Annotated in this window: 22 protein-coding genes; 9 read left to right on the top strand and 13 right to left on the bottom strand. The window is 66.7% G+C overall.

Translation table 11 applies throughout. From position 1 onward, the window contains the following. Position 1: 1 nt before the first annotated feature. Positions 2-2,191: an FAD-dependent oxidoreductase gene (locus CXR42_RS14800; protein ID WP_103258359.1), complete on the top strand. Its 2,190-nt coding sequence runs from the start codon at positions 2-4 to the stop codon at positions 2,189-2,191. A gap of 33 nt (positions 2,192-2,224) precedes the next feature. On the opposite strand, the gene CXR42_RS14795 is transcribed toward CXR42_RS14800, so the two are convergent. Genes CXR42_RS14795 through CXR42_RS14775 form a run of 5 tightly spaced genes read right to left on the bottom strand, consistent with a single transcriptional unit; the run spans position 2,225 to position 5,506 of the window. After that, positions 2,225-2,878 (bottom strand): sulfotransferase family 2 domain-containing protein, encoded by a 654-nt coding sequence (locus CXR42_RS14795; protein ID WP_103258358.1) that lies wholly within the window; start codon positions 2,876-2,878, stop codon positions 2,225-2,227. Further along, positions 2,875-3,831, bottom strand: coding sequence for a 2-hydroxyacid dehydrogenase (locus tag CXR42_RS14790; RefSeq protein ID WP_103258357.1), 957 nt, complete (start codon positions 3,829-3,831; stop codon positions 2,875-2,877). The genes CXR42_RS14795 and CXR42_RS14790 overlap by 4 nt, the downstream gene beginning before the upstream one ends. After that, positions 3,831-4,166 carry a tRNA-binding protein gene (locus tag CXR42_RS14785; RefSeq protein ID WP_103258356.1) on the bottom strand — a complete coding sequence of 112 codons (336 nt, stop codon included), beginning with the start codon at positions 4,164-4,166 and terminating at the stop codon, positions 3,831-3,833. Before CXR42_RS14785 ends, CXR42_RS14790 begins: the two co-directional genes overlap by 1 nt. After that, positions 4,163-4,975, bottom strand: coding sequence for a pyrroline-5-carboxylate reductase (proC, locus tag CXR42_RS14780; RefSeq protein ID WP_103258355.1), 813 nt, complete (start codon positions 4,973-4,975; stop codon positions 4,163-4,165). Before proC ends, CXR42_RS14785 begins: the two co-directional genes overlap by 4 nt. Before the next feature lie 27 nt (positions 4,976-5,002). Beyond that, the gene (locus CXR42_RS14775; RefSeq protein WP_103258354.1) at positions 5,003-5,506 is read right to left on the bottom strand and encodes a type III secretion system chaperone family protein; all 504 of its coding nucleotides are present in this window, start codon (positions 5,504-5,506) and stop codon (positions 5,003-5,005) included. 227 nt (positions 5,507-5,733) lie between these two features. On the opposite strand from CXR42_RS14775, the gene CXR42_RS14770 reads away from it, so the two are divergent. Next, entirely contained in the window at positions 5,734-6,807 is a 1,074-nt protein-coding gene (locus CXR42_RS14770) for a DUF305 domain-containing protein (RefSeq protein ID WP_245875460.1), read from the top strand. A gap of 146 nt (positions 6,808-6,953) precedes the next feature. Here CXR42_RS14770 and trpS read toward each other — a convergent pair whose 3' ends face one another. Beyond that, positions 6,954-8,006 carry a tryptophan--tRNA ligase gene (gene trpS, locus CXR42_RS14765; protein WP_103258353.1) on the bottom strand — a complete coding sequence of 351 codons (1,053 nt, stop codon included), beginning with the start codon at positions 8,004-8,006 and terminating at the stop codon, positions 6,954-6,956. An 80-nt stretch (positions 8,007-8,086) separates the two neighbouring features. Here trpS and CXR42_RS14760 point away from each other — a divergent pair, with 80 nt between their 5' ends. Continuing rightward, positions 8,087-8,776, top strand: a complete 690-nt coding sequence (locus CXR42_RS14760; protein ID WP_103258352.1) for a rhomboid family intramembrane serine protease — start codon at positions 8,087-8,089, stop codon at positions 8,774-8,776. On the opposite strand, the gene murJ is transcribed toward CXR42_RS14760, so the two are convergent. The 3 genes from murJ to CXR42_RS14745 all read right to left on the bottom strand — a co-directional run bounded on the left by murJ (position 8,767) and on the right by CXR42_RS14745 (position 14,370). Next, the gene (murJ, locus tag CXR42_RS14755) at positions 8,767-10,311 is read right to left on the bottom strand and encodes a murein biosynthesis integral membrane protein MurJ (RefSeq protein WP_103258351.1); all 1,545 of its coding nucleotides are present in this window, start codon (positions 10,309-10,311) and stop codon (positions 8,767-8,769) included. The two genes, CXR42_RS14760 and murJ, sit on opposite strands and share 10 nt — an antisense overlap. 113 nt (positions 10,312-10,424) lie before the next feature. After that, positions 10,425-13,184, bottom strand: a complete 2,760-nt coding sequence (locus tag CXR42_RS14750; RefSeq protein ID WP_425444868.1) for a [protein-PII] uridylyltransferase — start codon at positions 13,182-13,184, stop codon at positions 10,425-10,427. A gap of 10 nt (positions 13,185-13,194) precedes the next feature. After that, positions 13,195-14,370: a penicillin-binding protein activator gene (locus CXR42_RS14745; protein ID WP_103258349.1), complete on the bottom strand. Its 1,176-nt coding sequence runs from the start codon at positions 14,368-14,370 to the stop codon at positions 13,195-13,197. A 73-nt stretch (positions 14,371-14,443) separates the two neighbouring features. On the opposite strand from CXR42_RS14745, the gene rsmI reads away from it, so the two are divergent. The 3 genes from rsmI to gshB are packed head-to-tail and all read left to right on the top strand — an operon-like array spanning position 14,444 to position 16,736. Next, positions 14,444-15,334: a 16S rRNA (cytidine(1402)-2'-O)-methyltransferase gene (rsmI, locus tag CXR42_RS14740; RefSeq protein ID WP_245875459.1), complete on the top strand. Its 891-nt coding sequence runs from the start codon at positions 14,444-14,446 to the stop codon at positions 15,332-15,334. Positions 15,335-15,336: 2 nt separating this feature from the next. Continuing rightward, the gene (locus CXR42_RS14735) at positions 15,337-15,735 is read left to right on the top strand and encodes a YraN family protein (RefSeq protein WP_103258347.1); all 399 of its coding nucleotides are present in this window, start codon (positions 15,337-15,339) and stop codon (positions 15,733-15,735) included. A gap of 56 nt (positions 15,736-15,791) precedes the next feature. Beyond that, on the top strand, positions 15,792-16,736 hold the full coding sequence (gshB, locus tag CXR42_RS14730) for a glutathione synthase (RefSeq protein ID WP_103258346.1): 945 nt from the start codon (positions 15,792-15,794) through the stop codon (positions 16,734-16,736). A 110-nt stretch (positions 16,737-16,846) separates the two neighbouring features. Here the strand turns inward: gshB and CXR42_RS14725 are convergent, their stop codons facing one another. The 4 genes from CXR42_RS14725 to cobU all read right to left on the bottom strand — a co-directional run bounded on the left by CXR42_RS14725 (position 16,847) and on the right by cobU (position 20,677). Beyond that, positions 16,847-18,364, bottom strand: a complete 1,518-nt coding sequence (locus tag CXR42_RS14725; RefSeq protein ID WP_103258345.1) for a YifB family Mg chelatase-like AAA ATPase — start codon at positions 18,362-18,364, stop codon at positions 16,847-16,849. A 203-nt stretch (positions 18,365-18,567) separates the two neighbouring features. Then, entirely contained in the window at positions 18,568-19,440 is an 873-nt protein-coding gene (locus CXR42_RS14720) for a glutathione S-transferase (protein WP_103258626.1), read from the bottom strand. Positions 19,441-19,514: 74 nt separating this feature from the next. Continuing rightward, a complete protein-coding gene (locus CXR42_RS14715; RefSeq protein ID WP_103258344.1) occupies positions 19,515-20,081 on the bottom strand; it encodes a histidine phosphatase family protein in 567 nt (188 codons plus the stop codon). Between the two features lie 56 nt (positions 20,082-20,137). Further along, positions 20,138-20,677, bottom strand: coding sequence for a bifunctional adenosylcobinamide kinase/adenosylcobinamide-phosphate guanylyltransferase (gene cobU, locus CXR42_RS14710; protein WP_103258343.1), 540 nt, complete (start codon positions 20,675-20,677; stop codon positions 20,138-20,140). A gap of 67 nt (positions 20,678-20,744) precedes the next feature. Here cobU and CXR42_RS14705 point away from each other — a divergent pair, with 67 nt between their 5' ends. The 3 genes from CXR42_RS14705 to coaBC all read left to right on the top strand — a co-directional run bounded on the left by CXR42_RS14705 (position 20,745) and on the right by coaBC (position 23,644). After that, entirely contained in the window at positions 20,745-21,623 is an 879-nt protein-coding gene (locus CXR42_RS14705; protein WP_103258342.1) for an RNA polymerase factor sigma-32, read from the top strand. Positions 21,624-21,817: 194 nt separating this feature from the next. Beyond that, entirely contained in the window at positions 21,818-22,396 is a 579-nt protein-coding gene (locus CXR42_RS14700; RefSeq protein ID WP_219727957.1) for a gamma-glutamylcyclotransferase, read from the top strand. Positions 22,397-22,450: 54 nt separating this feature from the next. Then, the gene (gene coaBC, locus CXR42_RS14695) at positions 22,451-23,644 is read left to right on the top strand and encodes a bifunctional phosphopantothenoylcysteine decarboxylase/phosphopantothenate--cysteine ligase CoaBC (RefSeq protein WP_103258340.1); all 1,194 of its coding nucleotides are present in this window, start codon (positions 22,451-22,453) and stop codon (positions 23,642-23,644) included. The last annotated feature ends 11 nt before the right edge of the window (positions 23,645-23,655 follow it).

Here is a 23,655-nt window from a genome sequence, read left to right as displayed (position 1 = left end):
GATGACCGACTTCACCATGACCACCGATGCCGACGGCGTCGCCACCATCACCTGGGACGTCGCATCAAAGTCGATGAACGTCATGTCGACCGAGGCGTTCATGGCCTTGAACGGGCTGATCGACCAGGCCCTGGCGGATGGGGCGGTGAAGGGCGTGATCATCACTTCGGGCAAGAAGGACTTTGCCGGGGGCATGGACCTGAACGTGATCGCGAAGATGCGGGCCGGTGGGGCCGAGGCGATCTTCGACGGCGTGATGCAGATGCACCACGTCCTGCGCAAGATCGAACGCGCCGGGATGGACCCCAAGACGCTGAAGGGCGGCAAGCCCATCGTCGCGGCCTTGCCGGGGACCGCGCTGGGGATCGGGCTGGAACTGCCGCTGTCGTGCCACCGCATCATCGCGGCGGACAACCCCAAGGCCAAGATCGGCCTGCCCGAGATCATGGTCGGAATCTTCCCCGGCGCGGGCGGCACGACGCGACTGGCCCGCAAGCTGGGTGCCATGATGGCGGCACCCTTCCTGCTGGAGGGCAAGCTTTCCTCGCCCAAGGAAGCGAAGGCCGCCGGACTCATCGACGAGGTCGTGGCACCCGAGGCGCTTTTGGCGCGGGCAAAGGAATGGGTGCTGTCGGCCACGGACGCCGACCTGGTGAAACCCTGGGACGCCAAGGGTTACAAGATGCCGGGCGGCGCGCCCTACCATCCGGCGGGCTTCATGACCTTTGTCGGGGCCTCGGCCATGGTTCACAGCAAGACGATGGGCGTCTATCCGGCCGCGAAGGCCCTGCTTGCTGCCGTCTATGAGGGCGCGTTGGTTCCCTTCGACACGGCGCTGAAGATCGAGGCGCGGCACTTTACGTCTGTCCTGATGAACCCCTCGTCCACCGCGATGATCCGCAGCCTTTTCATCAACAAGGAAGCGCTGGAGAAAGGGGCGAACCGGCCCAAGGTCGCCGATATGGCGGTGAAGAAACTGGGCGTCATCGGTGCCGGGATGATGGGTGCAGGCATCGCCTATGTCGCCGCCAATGCCGGGATCGAGGTCGTCCTGATCGACGCGGCGCAGGACGCCGCCGACCGGGGCAAGGCCCATTCCGAGGGCATCCTCGACAAGGGGATGAAGCGCGGCAAGGTCACCGCCGAGAAGAAGGCCGAGGTGCTGGGTCGGATCACCGCAACGACCGATTACGCGGCGCTGGCCGGGGCGGACCTGATCGTGGAAGCGGTATTCGAGGACCCGAAAATCAAGGCAGAGGTGACGGCCAAGGTCGAGGCTGCCGTGGGCCCGGACTGCATCTACGCCACCAACACCTCCACCCTGCCGATCACCGGGCTTGCTGCAGCATCGAAGCGGCCCGAGCAGTTCATCGGAATCCACTTCTTCAGCCCGGTGGACAAGATGATGCTGGTCGAGATCATCCGCGGCAAGGCGACCGGCGACCGCGCGGTGGCCAAGGCGCTGGATTTCGTCCGCCAGATCCGCAAGACCCCCATCGTTGTCAACGACGCCCGCTTCTTCTACGCCAACCGCTGCATCATTCCTTACATCAACGAAGGTATCCGCATGGTGGCCGAAGGGGTGGAACCGGCGCTGGTGGAAAATGCCGCCAAGCTGGTCGGGATGCCGCTTGGCCCGCTGCAACTGGTAGACGAGACCTCCATCGACCTTGGGGTGAAGATCGCCAAGGCGACCAAGGCCGCGATGGGCAAGGACTACCCGGACGAAGCTGTGGATCATGTGATCTTCTGGATGGCCGACCAGGGGCGGCTGGGCAAGAAAACCAACGCGGGTTTCTACGCCTATTCCGACAAGGGCGAGCGTCTGGGCCTCTGGGACGGGCTGGAGGCGAAGTATCCGCTGGACAAGGCGCAGCCCAGCCTTGCCGACGTGCAGCACCGACTGCTTTTCGCGCAGGTACTGGAGGCGGTGCGGGCGCTGGAGGAAGGTGTTCTGACCGATATCCGCGAAGGCGACGTGGGGGCGATCCTGGGCTGGGGCTTTGCGCCCTGGTCGGGCGGACCGTTCTCGTGGCTGGACATGATCGGCGCGGCACGGGCGGTCGAGATCTGCCGGGGCCTGACCGCGCAGTTCGGCCCACGCTTCCACGCCCCGGCGCTTTTGCGCGAGATGGCGGAGAAGGGCCAGACTTTCTACGGCCGGTTCGCCGGTGAACAGGCGGCGGCCTGAGGGGCCGGCGTAGGGTGGGCGATATCGCCCACCTTACGCCCCCGCGAAACGATAGCCGAAGCGGGCGATATCCTCGGCGCAAAGCTCGGCGATCAGGTCTGCATCCGCGTCGCTGTAGTAGCCGCGCCAATCCCGGTCCCGCGTGCTTGCGTTGGTACGGGGCAGGGGCAGGCGAAACCCCAGATGCGCTTCGACCGGGGCGACGTCTGCCACATAATGCTCCAGCCGGATGAAATGCGCCGGGTATTCTGCGCCGTCCGCCCGCCGCAGATAGGCGCCATAGGGCCACATCCGCAAGCCCGCCCTTGTCTGCGAGTGGTTGAGGAAGCCCGAAAAGTCGTGCGCCTTTGCCAGCCCCACCGCAGGGTGAGCGAAGCCTTGCGCCCGCAGCCAGTGATAGTAGCTGACCGCCCGGTCCCATGGATTGCGCACCAGCGTTGCCACAAGGCAGGCCCCGATTTCCTCGGGGGTGACCAGGCCCACCACGTCCGCCAGGGTCGAATGTTTCCACACCCGCCCTGCCGTTCGGACCCCCTTCCAGCGCGCGGCCCGCTTGCGCGCCTTGGGCGTGTCGCCGATCAGGATATCATCCTTCGCCGCCCGCGCCTCATAAGTCAGGGTAAAGGCGGTCCCGCCGGTCTTCGGCACATGCACGAAGACAAACCGGCGGGCCCGCGAGATGATCATGGGTTGACGAGGTTCGGCAGCGGCCGCCCCTCAAGATGCGCGATCAGGTTGGTCACGGCCAGCATCCCCATGTTTTCGCGCACTTCCAGGCAGGCGGTTCCAAGGTGCGGCAGAAGGGTTACGTTCTCCATCGCGATCAGTTCGGGCGGGACCTGCGGCTCGAACTCATAGACGTCGAGGCCCGCGCCGGCGATCTGGCCGCGCTGCAGCGCCGCCACCAGGGCAGCCTCGTCCACCACATCCCCACGCGAGATGTTGATGAAATATCCGCCAGGCTTCATATGTCCCAGTGCGGTCGCGTCGATCAGGTGATAGGTCGCCTTGCCGCCAGGAACGGCCACGATGACGAAGTCCGCCGCCATTGCCTCGGCCATGTCGACCTGGCGCGCGGGCAGGCCTGCATCCTCGACCCGAGAGCGGTTGTAGAACACCACCTCCATGTCAAAGCCGTAGTGGCTGCGCTTGGCGATGGCCTTGCCGATCCGGCCCATGCCGACCACGCCCAGCTTCTTGCCGCTGACATGGGTGCCCAGCATCTGCACCGGCCCCCAGCCCTCCCATTTGCCGGCGCGCAGGATCCGCTCGCCTTCGCCCAGGCGGCGGGCGGTCATCAGGATCAGCGACAGCGCGATATCGGCCGTGGCATCGGTCACCGCGCCGGGGGTGTTGGTAACCGGGAGGCCGGCGGCCTTTGCGGCCTCGGCGTCGATGTGGTTGTAGCCGACGCCGAAGTTGGCCAGGATTCTGGCCCTGGGGTTCGGGACATCCGCAAAGACATCCGCCTGAAAGCGGTCGCCAAGCGTCGGCAGTACGGCGTCAAAATCGCGCAGCGCCGCGCGCAATTCGTCAGGCGACAGCACGTCGGTCCGGTCGCGCAGCGTGACGTCGAACCGGGCGCGGGCGGCGTCCAGCACGCGGTCGGGCAGGCGGCGGGTGATCAGCAGTTTCTGCATCAGAACAGTTTCCCTCCCAACGGGACCTCGTGCTCCGGCCCGATCAACACGACCTGGCCCTCTTCATCCGGTACGCCCAGCACCAGAACTTCGGACATGACCGGACCGATCTGGCGGGGCGGAAAGTTGACCACGGCCAGCACCTGCCGGCCTATGAGCCCCTCGGGAGTGTAGTGGCGGGTCAGCTGCGCGGACGAGCGTTTCTCGCCAATCCCCGGGCCGAAATCGACCCAAAGCTTGATGGCGGGTTTTCGGGCCTCGGGGAAAGGCTCGGCGCGGGTGATGCGGCCGACGCGGATGTCGACCTTGTCGAAATCGGCATACGTGATGGTCATTTGCCCAACTCCCGCCCGCGATCCGCTGCCGCCTTTACCGCGCGGCGCAGCAAGGCCGGGAAGCCAGTCTCGGCATCCATCAGCACCCCCAGCGCCGCTGCCGTCGTGCCACCAGGCGAAGTCACGTTGATCCGCAACTGCGCCGCCGTATCGAGGCTTTGGAACGCCAGTTCCCCGGCGCCGCAGACGGTCGCGCGGGCCAGTTGCATCGCCACCTCGGGTGGCAGGCCCTCGGCCTCGCCTGCGGCAGCAAGCGTCTCGATCAGGTGAAACACATAGGCGGGGCCCGAGCCGGAAACGGCCGTCACCGCGTCGATCTGGTCCTCGGACGACAGGTCCACCACCTGACCCACCGCCGCCATCAGCGCGCGTGCCAGGGCGAAATCGGTGTCCGAGACATGGGCATTGCGACACAGCGCCGTGATCCCCCGACCGACCATGGCCGGAGTGTTCGGCATCGTGCGCACAATCGGCGTCCGCGTGCCCAGCACATCCTCGAAGGTCGCGATCTTCGTTCCGGCGGCGATCGAGACGAACAGCGTCGTCCCGTTTCCCAAAGCCTGCAAGGCAGGCAGGGCCGCGCCCATCATCTGCGGTTTTACCGCCAGCAGCGCCACCGCCGGAGCGCGCGGCACGCCCCGGTTCAGATGTACGCCGGACGCCTTCAGCCAGTCCGAGGGGTTCGGCTCGGTCACCCAGACCGAGTCCGGCGGGACCCCCGCCGCCAGCCAGCCGGTCAGCAAGGCCGTCCCCATCTTGCCGCAACCCAGCAGCACCAGCCCATCCCGGGCCACGCGATCCAGACTCATGGAATTCCCCTTCAAACCGGGGGAAGGTTAGGCGCGGCCGTAAGCCTCGGCAATGGCGACTTTCATCGCCTGGGCCGGCGTCTGATCGCCCCATGAGGCCAGCTGGAATGCCGGATAGAACCGTTCCGAGGCCATGACCGCGCTGGCGATCAGCCGGTCGATCTGCTCGGGCCCAGCCATCTGCCCACCCGTCAGCACCAGGCCATAGCGCCAGACCATCAGCTTCTGTTCGGCCCACCAGGTGAAGGCCCCAGTCCAGACCATGTCGTTGCAGCGGTTCAGCACATCGTAAAGCGCGCCGATCTTGTCTTCGGGCGGCTCCATCTCGAAGGTGCAGATCAATCGCAGCGTTTCATCTTGCGGGCTCCAGGCGAGGGTCAGCGAATAGGTGCGCCATTGACCTTCGACCGCCATTGCGATCTGGTCGTCGGTCACGCGATCGAATTCCCAGGCATGGTGTTCGGCCAGGGTCTCGACGATGTCGATGGGATGAAGATCCTCCATCGACGCGTAATCCTCGGAAAGCGACATTGCCCGGCCTCACTATGAAGCTTCAGGCGGGGACTGACCCACTAGAAGCTGGGTGTCTGGCAAGGGTCAGCGTTTGCCCGACGTGCCCCTTACTAAATATGGTGTGGCCAAAGCGAAAGCCTGTAAAGCGTTTTCTTGGCAAATCTTCTGTGGAAAAGCCGGGTGATGACCGCGCGGCGCAAGGAAACCGTTTGCGGCTCCGTGGGTTATCCAGGCGGAGGATACCGATGCAGCGCTGGACCCTTGCCACCGTCGTCGGGCTTACGGCCCTGCCTGCTCAGGCCCATGTCAAATGGTTCGCGCCCTTCATTGTCGGTGCGGCCCCTGCGTCGCCGACCTTGACGCTGCGCGACCCGTGGTTCTGGGGCGCGCTTGTCCTGGTGCTGGTCTTTTTCCTGGCGACCCGGATCGTCGAGCGGACCGGCCTGGGTCAAACGCTGCAGGAGGGTATCGACCGGGCCACCGCACCGCTGTGGGCGCGGGCCGACGATTTCATGCGCGCGGTCATCGGGGCCTTCTTCGTCGCGGTGTTCTCGGTCGGTGGGGTCTACTTGACGCCTGACCTGCGCACGCCCAGCGAGTGGGTGAGTTGGACCCAACTCGCCATCGCGGCGGGGGTGTTCTGGCGCTGGACGATGCCCCTGTCGGCCTTGGGGATCGTCGGTCTGTGGGTGCTGGCGCTGCGCGATTATGACTTCTTCCACCTGCTGGACTATTTGGCGCTGGGGTTGGCGACCGCCGGTTATCTGGTGCTGACGGCCAGCGGAGACCCGCGGCAGCTGCGGTTTCGTGTGCTGCGCTGGGGCGTCGCCATTGCGCTGATGTGGTCCAGTCTGGAGAAGTTCGCCTATCCCGACTGGTTCTATCCCCTGGTCGAGGAAAAACCCTTCCTGACCTTTGGCCTGCCGCGCGACGTTTTCATCCCGATGGCGGGCGTGGCCGAATTCACCTTGGGCTTCGGCCTCACCGGCACGCCCCTGGTGCGGCGGCTGTCGGCGCTGGCGCTTTTGCTGATCTTCATCGCGGCGGTCTGGCCCTTTGGTCGGATCGACCTGGTGGGCCATGCTCTGATCATGGCGATCCTGGTGCTGATCGTCGCGGACCCAAGCCCCCGGCTGCATCACTGGCGTGCCCTGCGTGAGACTTTGTGGGGCATCCCGCCCGGGCTGATGCTGGCCTTGGCTGGCTTTGCCACGGCTTATTGGGGGCTGCACGCAGCGTTCTACGGGCCGGAGGGCGTTCCCACCCCGCCCGGAGAGACTCACGTCCCGTCAGCCGAGTATCCCCACGACACCCCCTAGAAAAAACCCCCGTGCGGGGGCACGGGGGCAGATCGGGCTTGGCCCTGCCCGACAGGGGACAGTGGGCGGGACCTTGGGCGATGGGGACAGATCGCAGCTCCGAACATCCCGGACGTTAGCCCCTGGATGAATCGGAACCGTGACAGTCAGCCCCGGCGCGAGCGGATCATGCCGGTGATGTCGTAGACCTGTTCCAGGATCGGCCGGGCCAGCGCATCAGCGCGCTCGGCACCTTCGCCAAGGATACGGTCGATCTCGCCGGGATCGGCCATCAACCGGTTCATCTCGGCCGTGATCGGTGCCAGCTTGGCGACTGCCAGATCGGCCAGCGCCGGCTTGAACGTGCCGAACTGCGCGCCCGCAAAGTCGCGGATGACCTGGTCGACGGTGTGCCCCGCAAGGGCGGCATAGATGTTCACCAGGTTCCGCGCCTCGGGCCTGTCCTTCAGGCCCTCGACGCTGTCCGGCAGGGGTTCGGGGTCGGTTTTGGCTTTGCGGATCTTGGCGGCAATGGCGTCGGCATCGTCGGTCAGGTTGATCCGGCTTTGGTCGGACGGGTCGGACTTCGACATCTTCTTGGTGCCGTCGCGCAAGGACATGACACGGGTGGCCGCGCCTTCGATCAGCGGTTCGACCACGGGGAAGAAATTCACGCCATAATCGTTGTTGAACTTGATCGCGATGTCGCGGGTCAGTTCCAGGTGCTGCTTCTGATCCTCGCCCACCGGAACCATGGTGGCATGATAGGCCATGATATCCGCCGCCATCAGCGCCGGATACGCAAAGAGGCCCAAGCTGACATTTTCGGAATTCTTGCCGGCCTTGTCCTTGAACTGGGTCATGCGGCTCATCCAGCCCATGCGCGCGACGCAGTTGAAGATCCAGCCCAGTTCCGCATGCGCGGTGACCTGGCTTTGGTTGAACAGGATCGACCTGGCGGGATCGATCCCCGCCGCGATGAAGGCCGCCGCCCCTTCGCGTGTCTGCTGGCGCAGCTTTGCCGGGTCCTGCCAGACGGTGATCGCGTGCATGTCGACCAGGCAGTAGATCGTCTCGATCCCCTCGTCCTGCTTTTCCACAAAGCGCTTCAGCGCGCCAAGATAGTTGCCAAGAGTCAGCCCGCCCGAGGGCTGGATGCCCGAGAAGATGCGGGGCTTGAAGGGTGTCGGCGTTTGGACCGCCGAGGCCTGGGTGGACATGGGAACGGGCTCCGTCTGGAAAAAGCTGTCAAACCCGCGTAATCCAAGGGGCAACAGGCGTCAATCAGGGCAGGCCGGACATGAACCGCGACTATAACGCAGCGCCGATCAACCCTTTGCCGACGGTGGTCTGGGTCCTTGCCCTGCCGCTGGTCGCGATGGAACTGGTCCTGACCCTGGCCGAGCGCGGGCTGGTCGGCGGCGCGCAGGGTGTCGGCTGGCGTCTGCAAGCGGTGGAAACCTTCGGCGCCTTCCCCGAACTCCTTCGCCACCAATGGGAGACGGGCGGCTATCCCTTGCAGGAATTGCACCGGCTGGTGACCTATCCCATCGTCCACGGCAGCTTTACCCACGCCCTTTTCGCCTTCGTGATCTTGCTTGCCCTGGGCAAGATGGTGGGCGAGATCTTCCGGTGGTGGGCGGTGCTGGTGGTGTTCCTGGGCTCGTCCATCGTTGGGGCGCTGGCCTATGGCTTTCTGGTCCCCGACCTGCGGGCGCCGCTGATCGGGGCCTATCCGCCGGTCTACGGGATGATCGGGGCCTTTACCTTCCTGCTGTGGGTGAACCTGGCGCGGACCGGGGCGAACAAATACCGCGCCTTCAGCCTGATCGGGTTCCTGCTGTTCTTCCAGCTGGTGTTCGGTGTCCTTTTCGGCGGCACCTGGGACTGGGTCGGCGATGTCTCGGGCTTTGTGGCCGGGTTCCTGCTGTCCTTCGTCGTCAGCCCTGGCGGCTGGGCCAGGGTGATGGACAAGATCCGTCAGCGCTGACGGCGGAAGGCGCCTTTCAACTCCACCCAACTCATGCCGCCGATGGCAAGGACCGTGCCGAAGTAGACCACCATCCCCGCCAGCACGACCGCCCCCAGGGCCGGCGTGCGCAGGCCCGGGGTGGCCAGCGTTTCAGCCAGCGCAAGGCTGAGACCCCATAGGACCGCCCCCATCAGGGCCGAGGCAAGGGCGATCCGCGGCAAGCGATAGCGGAACCGCTCGTCCAGCCGCGCGGCGTCGCCCATCGCCCGGCTACCCCGCCACAGCTGCCAGACCATGACCCAGGCCGCGACCGTGGTAGCAATGGCGGCCGCCAGCCAGCCGATCAGCGGCAGAAGCCCCACAGCCAGCGCGGCATTGACCACCATCGAAACGACAGCATAGCGGAAGGGCGAGCGCGTATCTTCCCGCGCGTAGAACAGGGGCTGCAGCACCTTGTGCAGGACAAAGGCCGGCAGCCCCGCGCCATAGGCGGCAAGCGCCAAAGCGGTGTTCATCGTCGCCTCCGGGCCGTACTCGCCGCGCTGGAACAGGACGCTGATGATCGGCCAGGCGATGACCACCAGCGCCACGGCGGCAGGCAGCGTCAAGAGAAGCGCGAACTCCGTCCCCCGGTTGAACGACGCGCGCGAGCCTTCGTGATCCGCGGCCCGCAGCCGGCGCGACAGGTCGGGTAGCAGGACGATGCCGATGGCGATGCCGACGACGCCCAAGGGCAGCTGATAGATCCGGTCGGCGTTGTACAGCCAGACCACCGCCCCGTCCGTCATGCTTGCCACCTGGCGGCCGACGATCAGGTTGATCTGCACCACGCCCCCCGCCAGCACCGCCGGTGCGGCGATCACGGCCAGGCGCCTCAGGTCCGGGGTCAGATGCGGCCAGCGGAACGGCAGCCGGTAGCCCAGATGCCGCACCGCCGCCCAGGTCGCCAGCAGTTGCAAGACGCCCGAGATGGTCACCGACCAGGCCAAGGTGCGCCCCATGTCCCAGCCCATCCGCGCGGCCAGGATCATGCCGCCGATCATGCTGAGCGACAGAAGCACCGTTACGACCGACGTCACCACGAACTTGCCCGCCGCGTTCAGCATCCCGGACAAAAGCGCGGTCAGCGAGATGAACAGGATATAGGCAAAGGCGATCCGCCCCAGCGTCACCGCCACGTCGAACCGTTCGTCCCCGACAAAGCCCGAGGCCATCAGGAACACCAGTCCCGGCATGAACAGGATGCCCAGGATCGAAAACAGCGTCAGGAACGCCGCCATGCCCCAGAAGGCATCCCCGGCAAAGCCCTGCGCATCCTCGCCCGCCTCGACCTTCTTGGCGAACATCGGCACGAAGGCAAAGTTGAACGCCCCTTCGGCAAAGAAGCGTCGGAACATGTTGGGCAGCGACTGCGCCACGACAAAGGCCTGCGCGACCGTGCCGTCGCCCAGATAGCGCGCCAGGAAGATGTCGCGGACCAGGCCCGCCACCCGGCTGACCAGGGTCCAGAACCCGACGGTGACAAAGCCCTTGACCAGGCGGACGGGTTTCATGGCTTGGGGTTCTTCCCTGCGGTGTTGGTGCGGCTCGTCGAGCACTTCGTGCACTCCTCGCGGGGCGCACCCTGCGCGAGGAGTGCACGAAGTGCTCGACGAGCCTGTCCGGGTCATGCCTGCGCCCGCTCCGCGCCCTCGGCAATGGCGGCGCGCAGCTTCTTGTCCAGCGCCTCTTGCCGGTGCTTCTGGTGCAGCTTCAGGCCGAACATGTCCTTGACATAGAACGTGTCCACCACCTGCGCGCCATAGGTCGCGATCACGGCGCTGGCGATGTAGATGTTGTTGTTCGCCAGTGTCCGGGTCAGATCATACAGCAGGCCCGGCCGGTCGCGGGTATCGACCTCGATGATCGTGTAGATGTCCGAGCCTTCGTTGTCGAAGGTGATATGCGTCGGAAAGCGGAACTCGCGGTCGCGCTTCTTCAGCTTGTCGCGGTCCTTCAGCGCCTCGCGCGCCACGACCTCGCCCTTCAGGGTCTTGTCGATCATCTGCCGCAGGCGGGGGAGGCGGCTGACCTCATAGGGTTTGCCTTCGATGTCCTGGACCCAGAACACCGCCGTGGCATAGCCGTCCTTCGAGGTATAGGTCCGCGCATCCACCACGTTCGCGCCGACCAGGGCCAGCGCGCCGGCAAGGCGGCTGAAGATGCCGGGATGGTCGGCCAGCGCAAAGCAGGCGCGGGTGGCGTCGCGGTCGTGGTCGGGGTGCAGGTCGATGCGGATCTCGTCGTCGCCGATGCCGCGCAGCATCTGGGCAAAGACCGCATGGGTGTCGGTGGACAAGCCCTGCCAGTATGGCGCGTAATGCCGCGTCGTTTCGTGGTCCAGATCGGCCTGGTCCCAGTCCGCCAGCCGGGCACGCAGCGCCCGCGTGGCGTCGCCCATCCGGTTTTCCCGGTTCAGCGTCTCCAGCCCGCCTTCCAGCGCCTCGGCGGTCAGCTTGTACAACTGGCGCAGCAGCATGGCCTTCCAGTTGTTCCAGGTGCCCGGCCCCACGCCGCGAATGTCGCAGACCGTCAGGACGGTCAGCAGGTCCAGCCGCTTGCGGGTCTTCACCGCCTTGGCGAAATCCCGCACCGTGCGCGGGTCGCCGATATCGCGCTTTTGTGCCGTGTCGGACATCAGCAGGTGATAGCGCACCAGCCATTCCACCGTTTCGCATTCTTCCGCGTCCAGCCCCAACCGGGGTGCCACCCGCCGCGCGATCTGCGCGCCAAGGATCGAGTGATCCTCGGGCCGGCCCTTGCCGATGTCATGCAGAAGTAGCGCCACGTAAAGAACGCGCCGGCTGACGCCCTCTTTCAGGATGCCGCTGGCGACGGGAAGTTCCTCGACCAGCTCGCCCCGCTCGATCTGGGCAAGGCAGCTGATCGTCTGGATGATGTGCTCGTCCACCGTGTAGTGGTGGTAGACGTTGAACTGCATCATCGCGACGATGGCTTCGAACTCCGGGATGAAGGCCGACAGCACCCCCAACTCGTTCATCCGGCGCAGGCTGCGTTCGGGGTTGCCGTGCTTCAAGAGCAGGTCCAGGAACAGCTGGCGCGCCTCGGGGACCTCACGCAGGTCGTCGTCGATCAGGTGCAGGTTCGCGGCCAGCAGGCGCATGACGTTGGGGTGCAAAAGGTAGCCGGTCCGCAAGGCCTCTTCAAAGACGCGCAGGATATTCAGCTTGTCGGCCAGAAAGGCCTGCGGATCGGTCACGTCGATCCGGCCCTGCACTAGCTTATAGCCCTTGCGGACCCGCTTGGTCAGTTTGAAGATCCCGAACAGGCTGGCCTCGCGCTTGGCGTGGCGTGCTTCCAGCTCGGTCAGGAAGATGCGCGTCAACTCGCCCACCCGGGTCGCCAGGCGGAAGTAATCCTGCATGAAATGCTCGACCGCCCGCCGGCCGCCCGCATCGCGATAGCCCATCCGCTCGGCGACCTCGACCTGCAGGTCGAAGGTCAGGCTGTCGGTGGGCCGCCCGGTGATGTAGTGTAGGTGGCAGCGCACGGCCCAAAGAAAATCCTCGGCCTGGGCAAAGCTGTCGAACTCTTCGCGGCTAAGAAGGCCGGCCGCCACCAGCCCCTCGGCACTGGGCACGCGGTGCAGGTACTTGCCGATCCAGTACAGCGTCTGCAGGTCGCGCAGGCCGCCCTTGCCTTCCTTGACGTTCGGCTCCAGCACATAGCGCTGGCCGCCCTGCCGCTTGTGCCGTTCCGCCCGTTCGGCAAGCTTCGCCTCGATGAACTCGGGGCCCGAGTTGCGGAAGAGGTCGGACCACAGCTTCTGGTCCAACTCGCCAGCCAGGGCGGTGTCGCCACAGATATACCGATGCTCCAGCAGCGCGGTGCGGATCGTCACGTCCTCGCGCCCCAGCCGGATGCAATCCTTCACCGTGCGGCTGGAATGGCCGACCTTCAGCTTCAGGTCCCACAGCATGTAGAGCATGGTCTCGATCACGCTCTCGGCCCAGGGGGTGACCTTCCAGGGCGACAGGAACAGAAGATCGACGTCCGACTGCGGCGCCATTTCCGCCCGGCCATAGCCGCCGACGCCCATCACCGCGATGCGTTCCGCCTCGGTCGGGTTGGCCAGCGGATGCATCAGCATCGCCGCCTCCAGCGCGACGCGGACCAGCACGTCGGTCAGCGCCGCCTGCGCCGTGACCAGCGCCCGCGCCGCACGGGGCGTTTCCAGGAACCGCGCCTCCAGCGCCGCGTTGCCCGCAGCCTTGGCCGCCTGCAGATGCCGGACCACTGCCGCCCGCCCTGCCTTGCCGTCCCCGGCGTCGAGCAGGTCCTGCCGCACCGCCGCCAGCAGTGCCACGGGGTCGGGGATCAGGGGTTCGGACCCCGTCACACTCAGGTGCGGGGTCTCGGCAGCCAGGCTCACGATGTCAGAACCCGGCCCCGGCAAAGCTGCGCGGCGCGCCGTCGATCACGACGACCTGACCGCCGCGGATGGTGGCCACGGCCAGCCCACGCTCGTTCGTGCCGTTCGGCAGCAGGCGGAAGATGCCCGAGACACCGGCAAACCCGGCCGACTGGGTCAGCGCGTCCCGGGTGATCGGCGCCCCTTTCGAGCTGCGGGCCAATGCACCGATGGCAGCAATTCCGTCATAGGCCAGACCCGCCACGGGCACCGGCTGGCTGCCATAGGCCGACTGGTAGCGCGACTTGAACTGGGCATAAAGGCCCGGGTCCGGCATGGCGAACCAGCCGCCCTGAACACCCGGCAGGGCCAGCGTGGCGGGCGGAATGTCCCAACGCGTCAGGCCGATGAACTGGGTGGTGCTGCGGTCGATGCCGTTGTCCACCAGAAGCTGGCTGAGAAGCGGCAACGCACCCGCGGTATCAGCCGTCAGGAACAGCGCCGTCGCGCCCGAGGATTTCGCGGTGTTCACGATCCCGGTCGCTGCCTGGACGATCCCGTTCTGCGAGAACTCATACGAGGTGACGCCCACGACCGATCCACCGGCTGCCGAAACACCACGCTCGATCGCGGTCTTGCCAACCTCGCCCGCAACATTGCGGTCATGCACGACCAGGATCTTGGACTTGCCATTGCGCACGGAATAGCTTGCCAGCCGGCGCGCGGTGTTATCGAAGGTCTGGCCCAGAACGAACACGTTGCCCCCGGCGATGGCCGCGTTGTTCGAGAAGGCCAGGACGTTCACGCCCGAATTGGCCACCGCAACGCCGGCGGCGTTCGCCTCCTCCGAATAGAACGGCCCCAGGATCACCTGCGCGCCCTCATCGACGGCCTGCTTGGCCAGCGCACTTGCCTGCGCCGGGCTGCCGCCGGTCCGGTAGACCCGAAGGTCGATCTGGACCCCCGACAGGTCGGCCATCGCCAGCCGTGCCGCATTTTCCAGGTTCTGGCCGAACAACTCATCCTGTGACTGGCCCGAGCCCGAGGGGATCAGCAAGGCAACCTGCACCGTCCCGCCATTGCCCTGGGCTGGACCGGTGGCCGGACCTCCCGCAGGGACACAGGCCGAAAGCACCGCGGCGGCAAGCACAAGGAAGGTCTGGCCCAGCGACTTGCGGGCCCGGCGAATAACGGACAACATGAAGGTTCCTCACTCTTGGACGCGACGGCGTTCGGGCGGAAAGGGTAATGGGTTCGGAAAGGGAAGTAAACTTGTGAGGCAGCCGCCCGACCCCACCGCGCCCCCTGCGCCGCAGACGCTGCGCACGATTCCGCCGGGCCTGCACCTGGTATCGACGCCGATCGGCGCGGCCCGCGACATCACGCTGCACGCCCTGGACGTGCTGGCCGGGGCCGATGTCCTGGTGGCCGAGGATACCAGGACCCTGCGTCACCTGATGGAGATCCACGGCATCCCGTTGGCGGGCCGCCCCGTGATCGCCTATCACGACCATTCCGGCGAGGGGCAGCTGCGCCGCCTGACCGGTCTGATTGCTGAAGGGAAAAGCGTGGCCTATGCGTCCGAGGCCGGAACCCCGTTGATCTCGGACCCCGGCTTTGAACTCGCCCGGGCCGTGGCCGCGGCCGGCCTGCCGCTGACCGCGGCCCCCGGCCCGACCGCAGCGATCTGCGCCCTTACGCTCTCGGGCCTGCCCTCGGACCGGTTCCTTTTTGCCGGTTTCCTGCCCGCCGCCGCCTCGGCCCGCCGCAGCGCGCTTGAGGAATTGGCGGATGTGCAGGCGACGCTGATCCTCTACGAAAGCCCCAAGCGTCTTGCAGCTTTGCTCACCACAGCCGCCGAAACCCTTGGTTCCACGCGTCGGGCAGCAGTCTGCCGCGAACTGACAAAGCGCTTCGAAGAGGTGCTGCGCGGCACCTTGGGCGAGCTTGCCGAAACTGCCGCCACCCGCGATTTCAAGGGCGAGATTGTCGTCCTGATCGACCGTGCCGCAGCCACTGCCGCGACCGAGGACCAGATCGCTGCCGCCCTGAATTCCGCGCTCGCCAGCATGTCCGTTAAGGATGCCGCAACTTTCGTGTCGCAAACTCTGAACGTGTCGCGCAAGATCGTCTACAAGATCGCCCTGTCGCGCAGTCAGGATTAGCCATGCCCTTCGACTTCGTTCCCGCCGAAATCCACCGCCGCCGCTCAGCGCGGGGTCTGGCGAACTACCATGCGGGTCACGCCGCCGAAGCTGCAGTCGCGCGCCACTACGAAGACCGGGGCATCCCGATCTGTGCGCGCAACTGGCGCGGCAGCGGCGGGGAAATCGACCTGATCGGCCGCAAGGGCGACGAGGTGATCTTCGTGGAAGTGAAGTACAGTCGCACGCATGATCTTGCGGCCTCTTACATCACGCCGGGTCAGATCGCGCGCATCTTCACGACGGTGGATGAATTCCTGGCGGGCGAACCCAAGGGTCTCTTGACCGACGTGCGCATCGATCTGGCGCTTGTCGACGGCATGGGGCGGATCGAAGTGGTGGAAAACGCCTTCGCAGGTTGAATTGCATCTTCCCCGGCCTTCCGCCATCACTGGCGGGAAAGCAGCCGGAGAGTGAGATGCCCCTGAACGTCGCCCTGCAGATGGACCCGATCGGGTCAGTCAACATCAACGCCGATTCGACTTTCCGCATCGCGCTGGAGGCGCAGGCGCGTGGTCACCGGCTGTTCTACTATACCCCCGACCGTCTGGCTTTCGTGGAAGGCCGGGTCATGGCCCGCGGCTGGTGGATCGAGGTCCGGCGTGAGGTAGGCAATCACGTCAGCTATGGCGCGGAGACCGAGGTCGATCTGGGCGAGGTTGACGTGGTCTGGCTGCGCCAGGACCCGCCATTCGACATGGGATACATCACGACCACCCATCTGCTGGAGATGATTCATCCCAAGACCCTGGTGGTGAACGATCCCTTCTGGGTGAGGAACAGCCCCGAGAAGCTTCTGGTCCTGCGGTTTCCGACGCTGACCCCGCCCACCGCCATTGCCCGGGATCTGGCCACGATCCGCGCGTTCAAGGCGCGGCATGGGGACATCATTCTGAAGCCCCTCTATGGAAACGGTGGGGCGGGGGTGTTTCGGCTGGATCCGAACGATCGGAACCTGTCGTCGCTGCATGAGCTGTTCATGGGCATCAATCGCGAGCCCTTGATCGTGCAGAAGTTCCTGCCGGCGGTCGAGAAGGGGGACAAGCGGGTGATCCTGGTGGACGGCGAGCCGGTGGGGGCGATCAATCGGGTGCCGCAGGCGGGCGAGACGCGGTCAAACATGCATGCGGGCGGGCGGCCGGAGAAGGTGGGGCTGACCGAGCGCGACCTGGAAATCTGCCGCACGATCGGGCCGGTCCTGCGGGAAAAGGGGCAGATCTTCGTCGGGATCGACGTGATCGGGGACTGGCTGACCGAGATCAACGTGACCTCTCCGACCGGTATTCAGGAGTTGGAGCGGTTCGACGGGACCAATGCGGCGGCGCGGATCTGGGAGGCCATCGAGGCGCGGCGCGGGGGCTGACTGTCCACGGTGGACAGAATTGGATAGTCAAGTAATATCAGATGCTTGGCTGTGGCCGTTAACCGTTTGTCAGGAATTGTCCGGGCGTAGGGTGGGCAATATTGCCCACCCTACAACCCGCCCACCGACGCCGAGAGCCGGAAGCTGACCGCCTCGGCGATGTGCGGTTTGCGGACCGTGGGGCTGGAATCCAGATCGGCAATCGTCCGGGCCACGCGCAAGATCCGGTGGTAGCCGCGCGCCGAGAGGCCCATGCGTTCGGCGACGCGCGAGATCAGGGCCTTGCCCTCGGGATCGGGAGTGGCGAAATCCTCCAGCGCGGCGCCTTCCAGGTCGGCATTGACCCGGAGGCCCGGCGCATCGCGAAAGCGGGTGGTCTGGCGGTCACGAGCGGCGGCCACGCGGGCCGCGATGGAGGCGGAGGTCTCGCCCGTGGCAGGCAAGTCAAGGTCGGTGAAGGCCACGGGCGGCACCTCGACCCGCAGGTCGAAGCGGTCGATCAGCGGACCGGAGATCCGGCCCAGGTAATCCTCGCCGCAGACGGGCGCGCGGCCGCAGGCGCGCGCAGGGTCGGAGAGATAGCCGCATTTGCACGGGTTCGCCGCCGCGATCAGCAGGAACCGGCAGGGATAGCGGACATGGGCATTGGCGCGGGCGACCATGACCGTGCCGCTTTCAATCGGCTGGCGCAGGGTGTCCAGCACGGTTCGGGGAAACTCAGGGAATTCGTCCAGGAAGAGGACGCCGTTATGGGCCAGCGAAATCTCACCCGGTTTCGCGCCGCGCCCGCCGCCGACGATGGCGGCCATCGAGGCGGTGTGGTGCGGCTCTCGGAACGGGCGGTCGCGGGAGATGCCGCCCTCGGTCAAGAGACCCGCCAGCGAATGGATCATCGAGGTTTCCAGCGCCTCGGGCGCGGACAGGGGTGGCAGGATGCCGGGCAGGCGGGCGGCAAGCATCGACTTGCCCGACCCGGGCGTGCCGACCATGAACAGGTGATGCCGTCCGGCGGCGGCGATTTCCAGGGCGCGCTTGGCGCGTTCCTGGCCCTTCACCTCGCGGAAGTCGCGGGGGGTCGCGCCGCCGGTCACCTCGCCCGCCTGGGCCGGGGTCAGGGGCGCGCGGCCGGTGTAGTGGTGCAGCACCTCTTCCAGCGAGGCGGCGGCGAGGACATCGGTCGCGCCGACCCAGGCCGCCTCGGCCCCGCAGGGTTTCGGGCAGAGGAGCGCGCGATCCTCGACCGCGGCGGCCATGGCGGCGGGCAGCGCACCTGCAACGGCGATCAGCCGGCCGTCGAGCGAGAGTTCGCCCAGCGAAACCACGCCTTCGACATCTTCGCCCGGGATGATTTCAAGCGCGGCGAGGAGGGCCACGGCAATCGGCAGGTCGAAATGCGAGCCTTCCTTGGGCAGGTCGGCGGGCGACAGGTTGACGGTGATCCGCTTTGACGGCAGCGCGATGGACATCGCCTGCAGCGCCGCGCGGACGCGTTCGCGGGCCTCGGATACCGCCTTGTCGGGCAGTCCGACGAGGGTGAAGGAGGGTGAGCCGGCCGAGATGGCGCATTGCACCTCGACCAGGCGGGCCTCGACCCCTTCGAAGGCGACGGTGTAGGTCCGGGCGGTCATGCGGCATCGCCCGGACGCACGGTTGTGAAATTGAGCGCGTTCCGCGCAAGCCTTTTGTCTCGCCTCTGCGCGCGAAGGGCGCGCAGACGCTCGGCGCGTGCCTCCGGCGGGGATATTTGCGGACAGAAAATCTGCCGCGATGTTCTGGACCTTGCCATGCGCCCCACCCGATTCACCTTGGTTAACGGGTAGGGCGGAATGGTTTACGATTGGTAAAGCGCCATGAACTGCGGCCAGGCTTCGGGATCGGCCACGGTCTTGTCGCGGCAGAAGGCGTTGCAGAACCCGAAGCGGCGGCCGTGAAGGTCGAGCGCATGGGTCACCGGCCTGCCGGAATAGGGGCAGGTGGCGTTTTCGGTATCGGTGCCTTCGACCGCGCGGGCCGGCAGCGGGGTCGGGCCGGGCCAGTCGCGGCAGGGATAGTCGCGGCGGTAGAATTCCTGGTCCGCGCCATCGACCAGGCCCATGGCGCGCCAGCGCCGGAAGCTGGGATGGGCGAGATGGGCGGCGACGTAACCCATCGCGGCGGCGTTGACGGGCAGGTTGTAGGTCGCGATGCGGGTGGCGACCGGGGCGAAGAAGGCATCGGCCGCGGAATAGGCGCCGCAGAGCCATGGTGTGTCGGACCGGGTCGTCTGGCGCGCCCAGGACCAGAGGGTTTCAAGGCGGCGGAGGTCCTTCAGGACATCCTCGGGCGGCTGGCAGTCGGTGTAGCTGACGCGCAGGTTCATCGGACAATGGCTGCGCAGGGCGGTGAAGCCGGCGTGCATCTCGGCGGCGAGGACCCTTGCGGTGGCGCGGGCGTGGGGGTCTTGCGGCCAGATCCCGGCGGTTGGGTGGCGGGTGGCCAGTTCCTCGGCGATGGCGATGGTCTCGGGGACGACGGTGCCCTCGGGCGTGCGCATCGTGGGGGCAGTGCGGGCAGGGGGGAAGTCCTGCAGGACGGTGGCAAGTTCGTCGGTGTAAAGCCGGGCGGAAATGGTGCGGACGGGCAGGCCGAACGCGTCGAAGAGCAGCCAGCCGCGCAAGCTCCAGCTGGAATAGGCGCGGTCGCCGATCACGAGGTCATAGGTCATGGGATGGTGTCCTTTCGCGGGCATCTGACCCGGGCCGGGGGGCAAGGGGAAACGCTGATTTGTGGGGTCGGGGATCACGGTTTGTGATTGACGCCGAGGACGCCGGGCGGGGCGAGCGTCAGGCAGGTGACCGAGAGGTTGTCGATCTTCTGGGCGAAGGTTTCCAGGGCCGTGGCCGCCGTGGCGCGTTGCAGGGCGGCAAGGATCGGGCCGAAATGGGCGACGACGATCACGTCGGGGGCCTGGCCCTGCAGCCGGTCGAGGGCGGACCAGGTGCGGGTGGTCAGGTCGGTCCAGCTTTCGCCGCCGGGGGGGCGGATCTCGCCGGGCTGGTCCCAGAAGGCGCGGATGAGGGTGGGGGATTCGGCCTCGACCTCGGTGAAGCTGCGCTGTTCCCAGGCGCCGAAGTGGATCTCGCGCAGGGCGGGGTCGTGGGGGAGGCGGGGGCGGTTGGGGCCGAGGGCGTCGGCGGTGGCGATGGCGCGGGAGAGGTCGGAGGAGATGACGGGGGCCTGCGCCGGCAGGTGGGCGGACAGGCGGGCAAGGGTGGCGGTGTCGGTCAGGTCGGCGGGTAGGTCGGTCCAGCCGATCATCGATTTGGCATGGGTGGGGCCGTGGCGGACGAGCCAGAAGCGGGTCATGGGGGGCTTTCGGTTTGTGGGGATGCGCGGGAGTAGGGTGGGCGAGATCGCCCACCTTACTTTGGGTCAGGAAGGGAACCCTTCAGCACCAGGGGCAGACCGGCGATCACGGTGACGACCAGCTGGGCTTCGGCGGCAAGCCGCTGGTTCAGCCGGCCTTGCGCATCGCGGAAGCGGCGAGCGAGCGCGTTGTCGGGAACAATGCCCCAACCGGTTTCGTTGGACACCACGATGACAGGGGCCGGGCAGGCGACAAGGGCGGCGATCAGGCGGGCTGCTTCGGCGGCAAGGTCGTGGTCGGCCAGCAGGTGGTTCGTCAGCCAGAGCGTCGCGCAGTCGACAAGCACCGACTCGTCGGGGCGAGTGGTGGCGAGGGCGGCGGGCAGGTCCAGGGGGGCCTCGACTGTCGTCCATGCGGCACCGCGCTGGGCGAGGTGGCGGGCGATGCGATCGCGCATCTCGTCGTCCCAGGCTTCGGCCGTGGCGATGTAGCGGCGGGGGCGGCCGGTGGCGGTCACCAACTGCTCGGCGAAGGCGGATTTGCCGGACCGGGCACCGCCGACGACAAGGGTGAGGGGCGGGAGTGATCCGGTCACGGGTTGGCCTCGTAGAAGGAACAATGACAGGCGAGAGCGCCGCGGAAGGCTGATCTGGAGGTGGTCAATGGCACTTGACGGATATAGCGACCTGACGATGTCGCGCCAAGCGATGAAGGCGGAACTGCTGGACGCGGAGACCGAGCTGCGGCTGGCCCGCGCCTGGCGCGATCATCGCGACGAGCGCGCCCTGCACCGGCTGATCACCGCCTATATGCGGCTGGCGATCAGCATGGCGGCCAAGTTCCGCCGCTATGGCGCGCCGATGAACGACCTGATCCAGGAAGCCAGCCTGGGTCTGATGAAGGCCGCCGACAAGTTCGACCCCGACCGGGGCGTGCGGTTTTCGACCTATGCGGTCTGGTGGATCAAGGCCTCGATCCAGGATTATGTGATGCGCAACTGGTCGATGGTGCGCACCGGGTCCACCTCCAGCCAGAAGGCGTTGTTCTTCAACCTGCGCCGCGTCCAGGCCAAGCTGGAGCGTGAGGCGTCCCAACGGGGCGAGATGCTGGACCAGCACCAGTTACGCCAGATGGTCGCGGCCGAAGTGGGCGTTCCCGTCCATGACGTCGAAATGATGGAGGGCCGTCTGTCGGGCAGCGACTATTCCCTGAACGCCACCCAATCCTCGGACGAGGAGGGGCGGGAGTGGATCGACGCGCTGGAGGATGACGGCGTGCAAGCGGCCGAGGCTGTCGAGGGCGCGCATGACGGCGCGCGCCTGCGCGACTGGCTGGTCAAGGCGATGCAGGGGCTGAACGCGCGGGAACGCTACATCGTCGCAGAGCGCAAACTGAAGGAAGAAAGCCGGACGCTGGAAAGCCTGGGCGAAGAACTGGGCCTTTCGAAGGAACGCGTGCGCCAGCTTGAGGCCGCTGCCTTTGCCAAGATGCGCAAAAGCCTCGAAGGCCAGTCGCGTGAGGTGCGGCACTTCCTTGTGTAGGGCAGTCGCCGCTTGACGACACGCCCCATCGGGCTGATCATTCGTGCGACGCAGCTGATGAGGCGGGCGTGGATCGGCAAATGTCTAACGCCATATTGACCGCCGAGCACATTGCCCGGGTGCATCGCATTGTGCCTGACAGCGGGCCAGCGGCGGGTGTTCAGCAGCAGACTAACTCCGACTATGCGCAATGGGTGGATCACATTCTGCGGGACCATCCCGCGCCGGGCCAGCCGATCCAGCTGTTTGCCTATGGCTCACTCATCTGGAAACCCGAGATCGAGCATCGGGACGAACGTCCCGCCGTGGCGCAAGGCTGGCATCGCGCCTTCTGCCTGAGGACCCACCGCTTCCGCGGCACTTTGGACCGGCCCGGCCTGATGATGGCGTTGGACCGGGGTGGGCAATGTCGGGGCGTGATCTACGAACTGCCCCCCGAAGACCCGGCCACTCAGCTGGATCGGCTCTTTCGGCGCGAGTTCACGGTCAAGCCGATCAACTCGATGCCGCGCTGGCTGAAGGTGCAGACGAAGGACGGCCCGCTTCAGGCGTTGGGGTTCGTCATGAACCGTGCCTCACCCTACTACGCCGGCCGCCTGCCGCCCGAGGATGTCGCCCGCACGCTGGCGCGGGCCTGCGGCCACTGGGGCACCGGGGCGGAGTATCTTCTGAACACCGTCACACAACTGGAGGCCCGGGGCATACGCGACGCGGGTCTGTGGCGGTTGCAGTCGCTGGTGGCCGACGAGATCGACCGGATGCCTGCACCTTGAGTTTGCCCAGGTCCCCCCCTACACCTTGAGGCAGGCCGCAAGGGGGACCTGCCGATGTTGGCTGGCAAGCGCATACTTCTGATCATCGGCGGCGGGATCGCGGCCTACAAGGCGTTGGAGTTGATCCGGTTGATCCAGAAGGCGGGCGGCGCGGTCACGCCGGTGCTGACCCGCGCGGGGTCCGAGTTCGTGACGCCGCTGTCGGTCGGCGCGCTGGCGAAGTCGAAGGTGCATGAGGCGCTGTTCGACCTGACCTCGGAAGCCGAGATGGGGCATATCGAGCTGTCCCGGTCCGCAGATCTTCTGGTCGTGGCGCCCGCGACGGCGGATCTGCTGGCCAAGATGGCCACGGGGCGGGCGGATGATCTGGCCTCGACCCTGCTACTGGCGACGGACAAGAGGGTGCTGGTGGCACCGGCGATGAATGTGCGGATGTGGTCCCATCCGGCGACGCAGCGGAACCTTGGCGTCTTGCGGGGCGACGGTGTGCTGATGGTCGGGCCGGATGAGGGCGAGATGGCCTGCGGCGAATACGGGCCGGGGCGGATGGCGGAGCCTGCGGCGATCGTTCAGGCGATTGGTGCGGCGCTGGGGGGTGGGCCCTTGGCGGGCAAGCATGTGCTTGTCACCTCGGGCCCCACGCATGAGCCGATTGATCCGGTGCGCTATATCGCCAACCGCTCGTCCGGCGCGCAGGGGACCGCTTTGGCAACGGCTTTGCGAGACCTTGGCGCGCGGGTGAGTTTTGTGACCGGGCCGGCGCTGGTGCCCCCACCTGCGGGGGTGGAGGTTGTGCGGGTGGAAACGGCGCGCGAGATGGCGGCGGCGGTCCACGCGGCGCTGCCGGCCGATGCGGCGGTGATGGCGGCAGCGGTGGCGGATTGGCGGGTGGCCAATGCGGCCGGGCAGAAGCTGAAGAAGGACGGCTCGGGCAAGGCCCCGGCGCTGGAATTTGCCGAGAACCCGGACATTCTGGCGGCCGTGTCCAAGGGCGCTCAGCGGCCCCGGCTGGTCGTGGGTTTCGCGGCCGAGACGACGGATGTGGTGGCCCATGCCACGGCCAAGCGGGCGCGCAAGGGCTGCGACTGGATCGTGGCGAATGATGTCTCGCCGGGGACCGGGATCATGGGGGGCGCGGAGAATGCGGTGGTCCTGATCACCGACGCGGGGGCGGAGGCCTGGCCGCGGATGGGCAAGGACGAGGTCGCGCGGAAGCTGGCGGCGCGGATTGCCGAGGCGCTGCGCTGATTGACAGTGCG

Source organism: Tabrizicola aquatica (assembly GCF_002900975.1).
GTDB lineage: Bacteria > Pseudomonadota > Alphaproteobacteria > Rhodobacterales > Rhodobacteraceae > Tabrizicola > Tabrizicola aquatica.
Note: the sequence above shows the minus strand (reverse complement) of the source record. Positions and strands in the feature narration are given on the sequence as shown.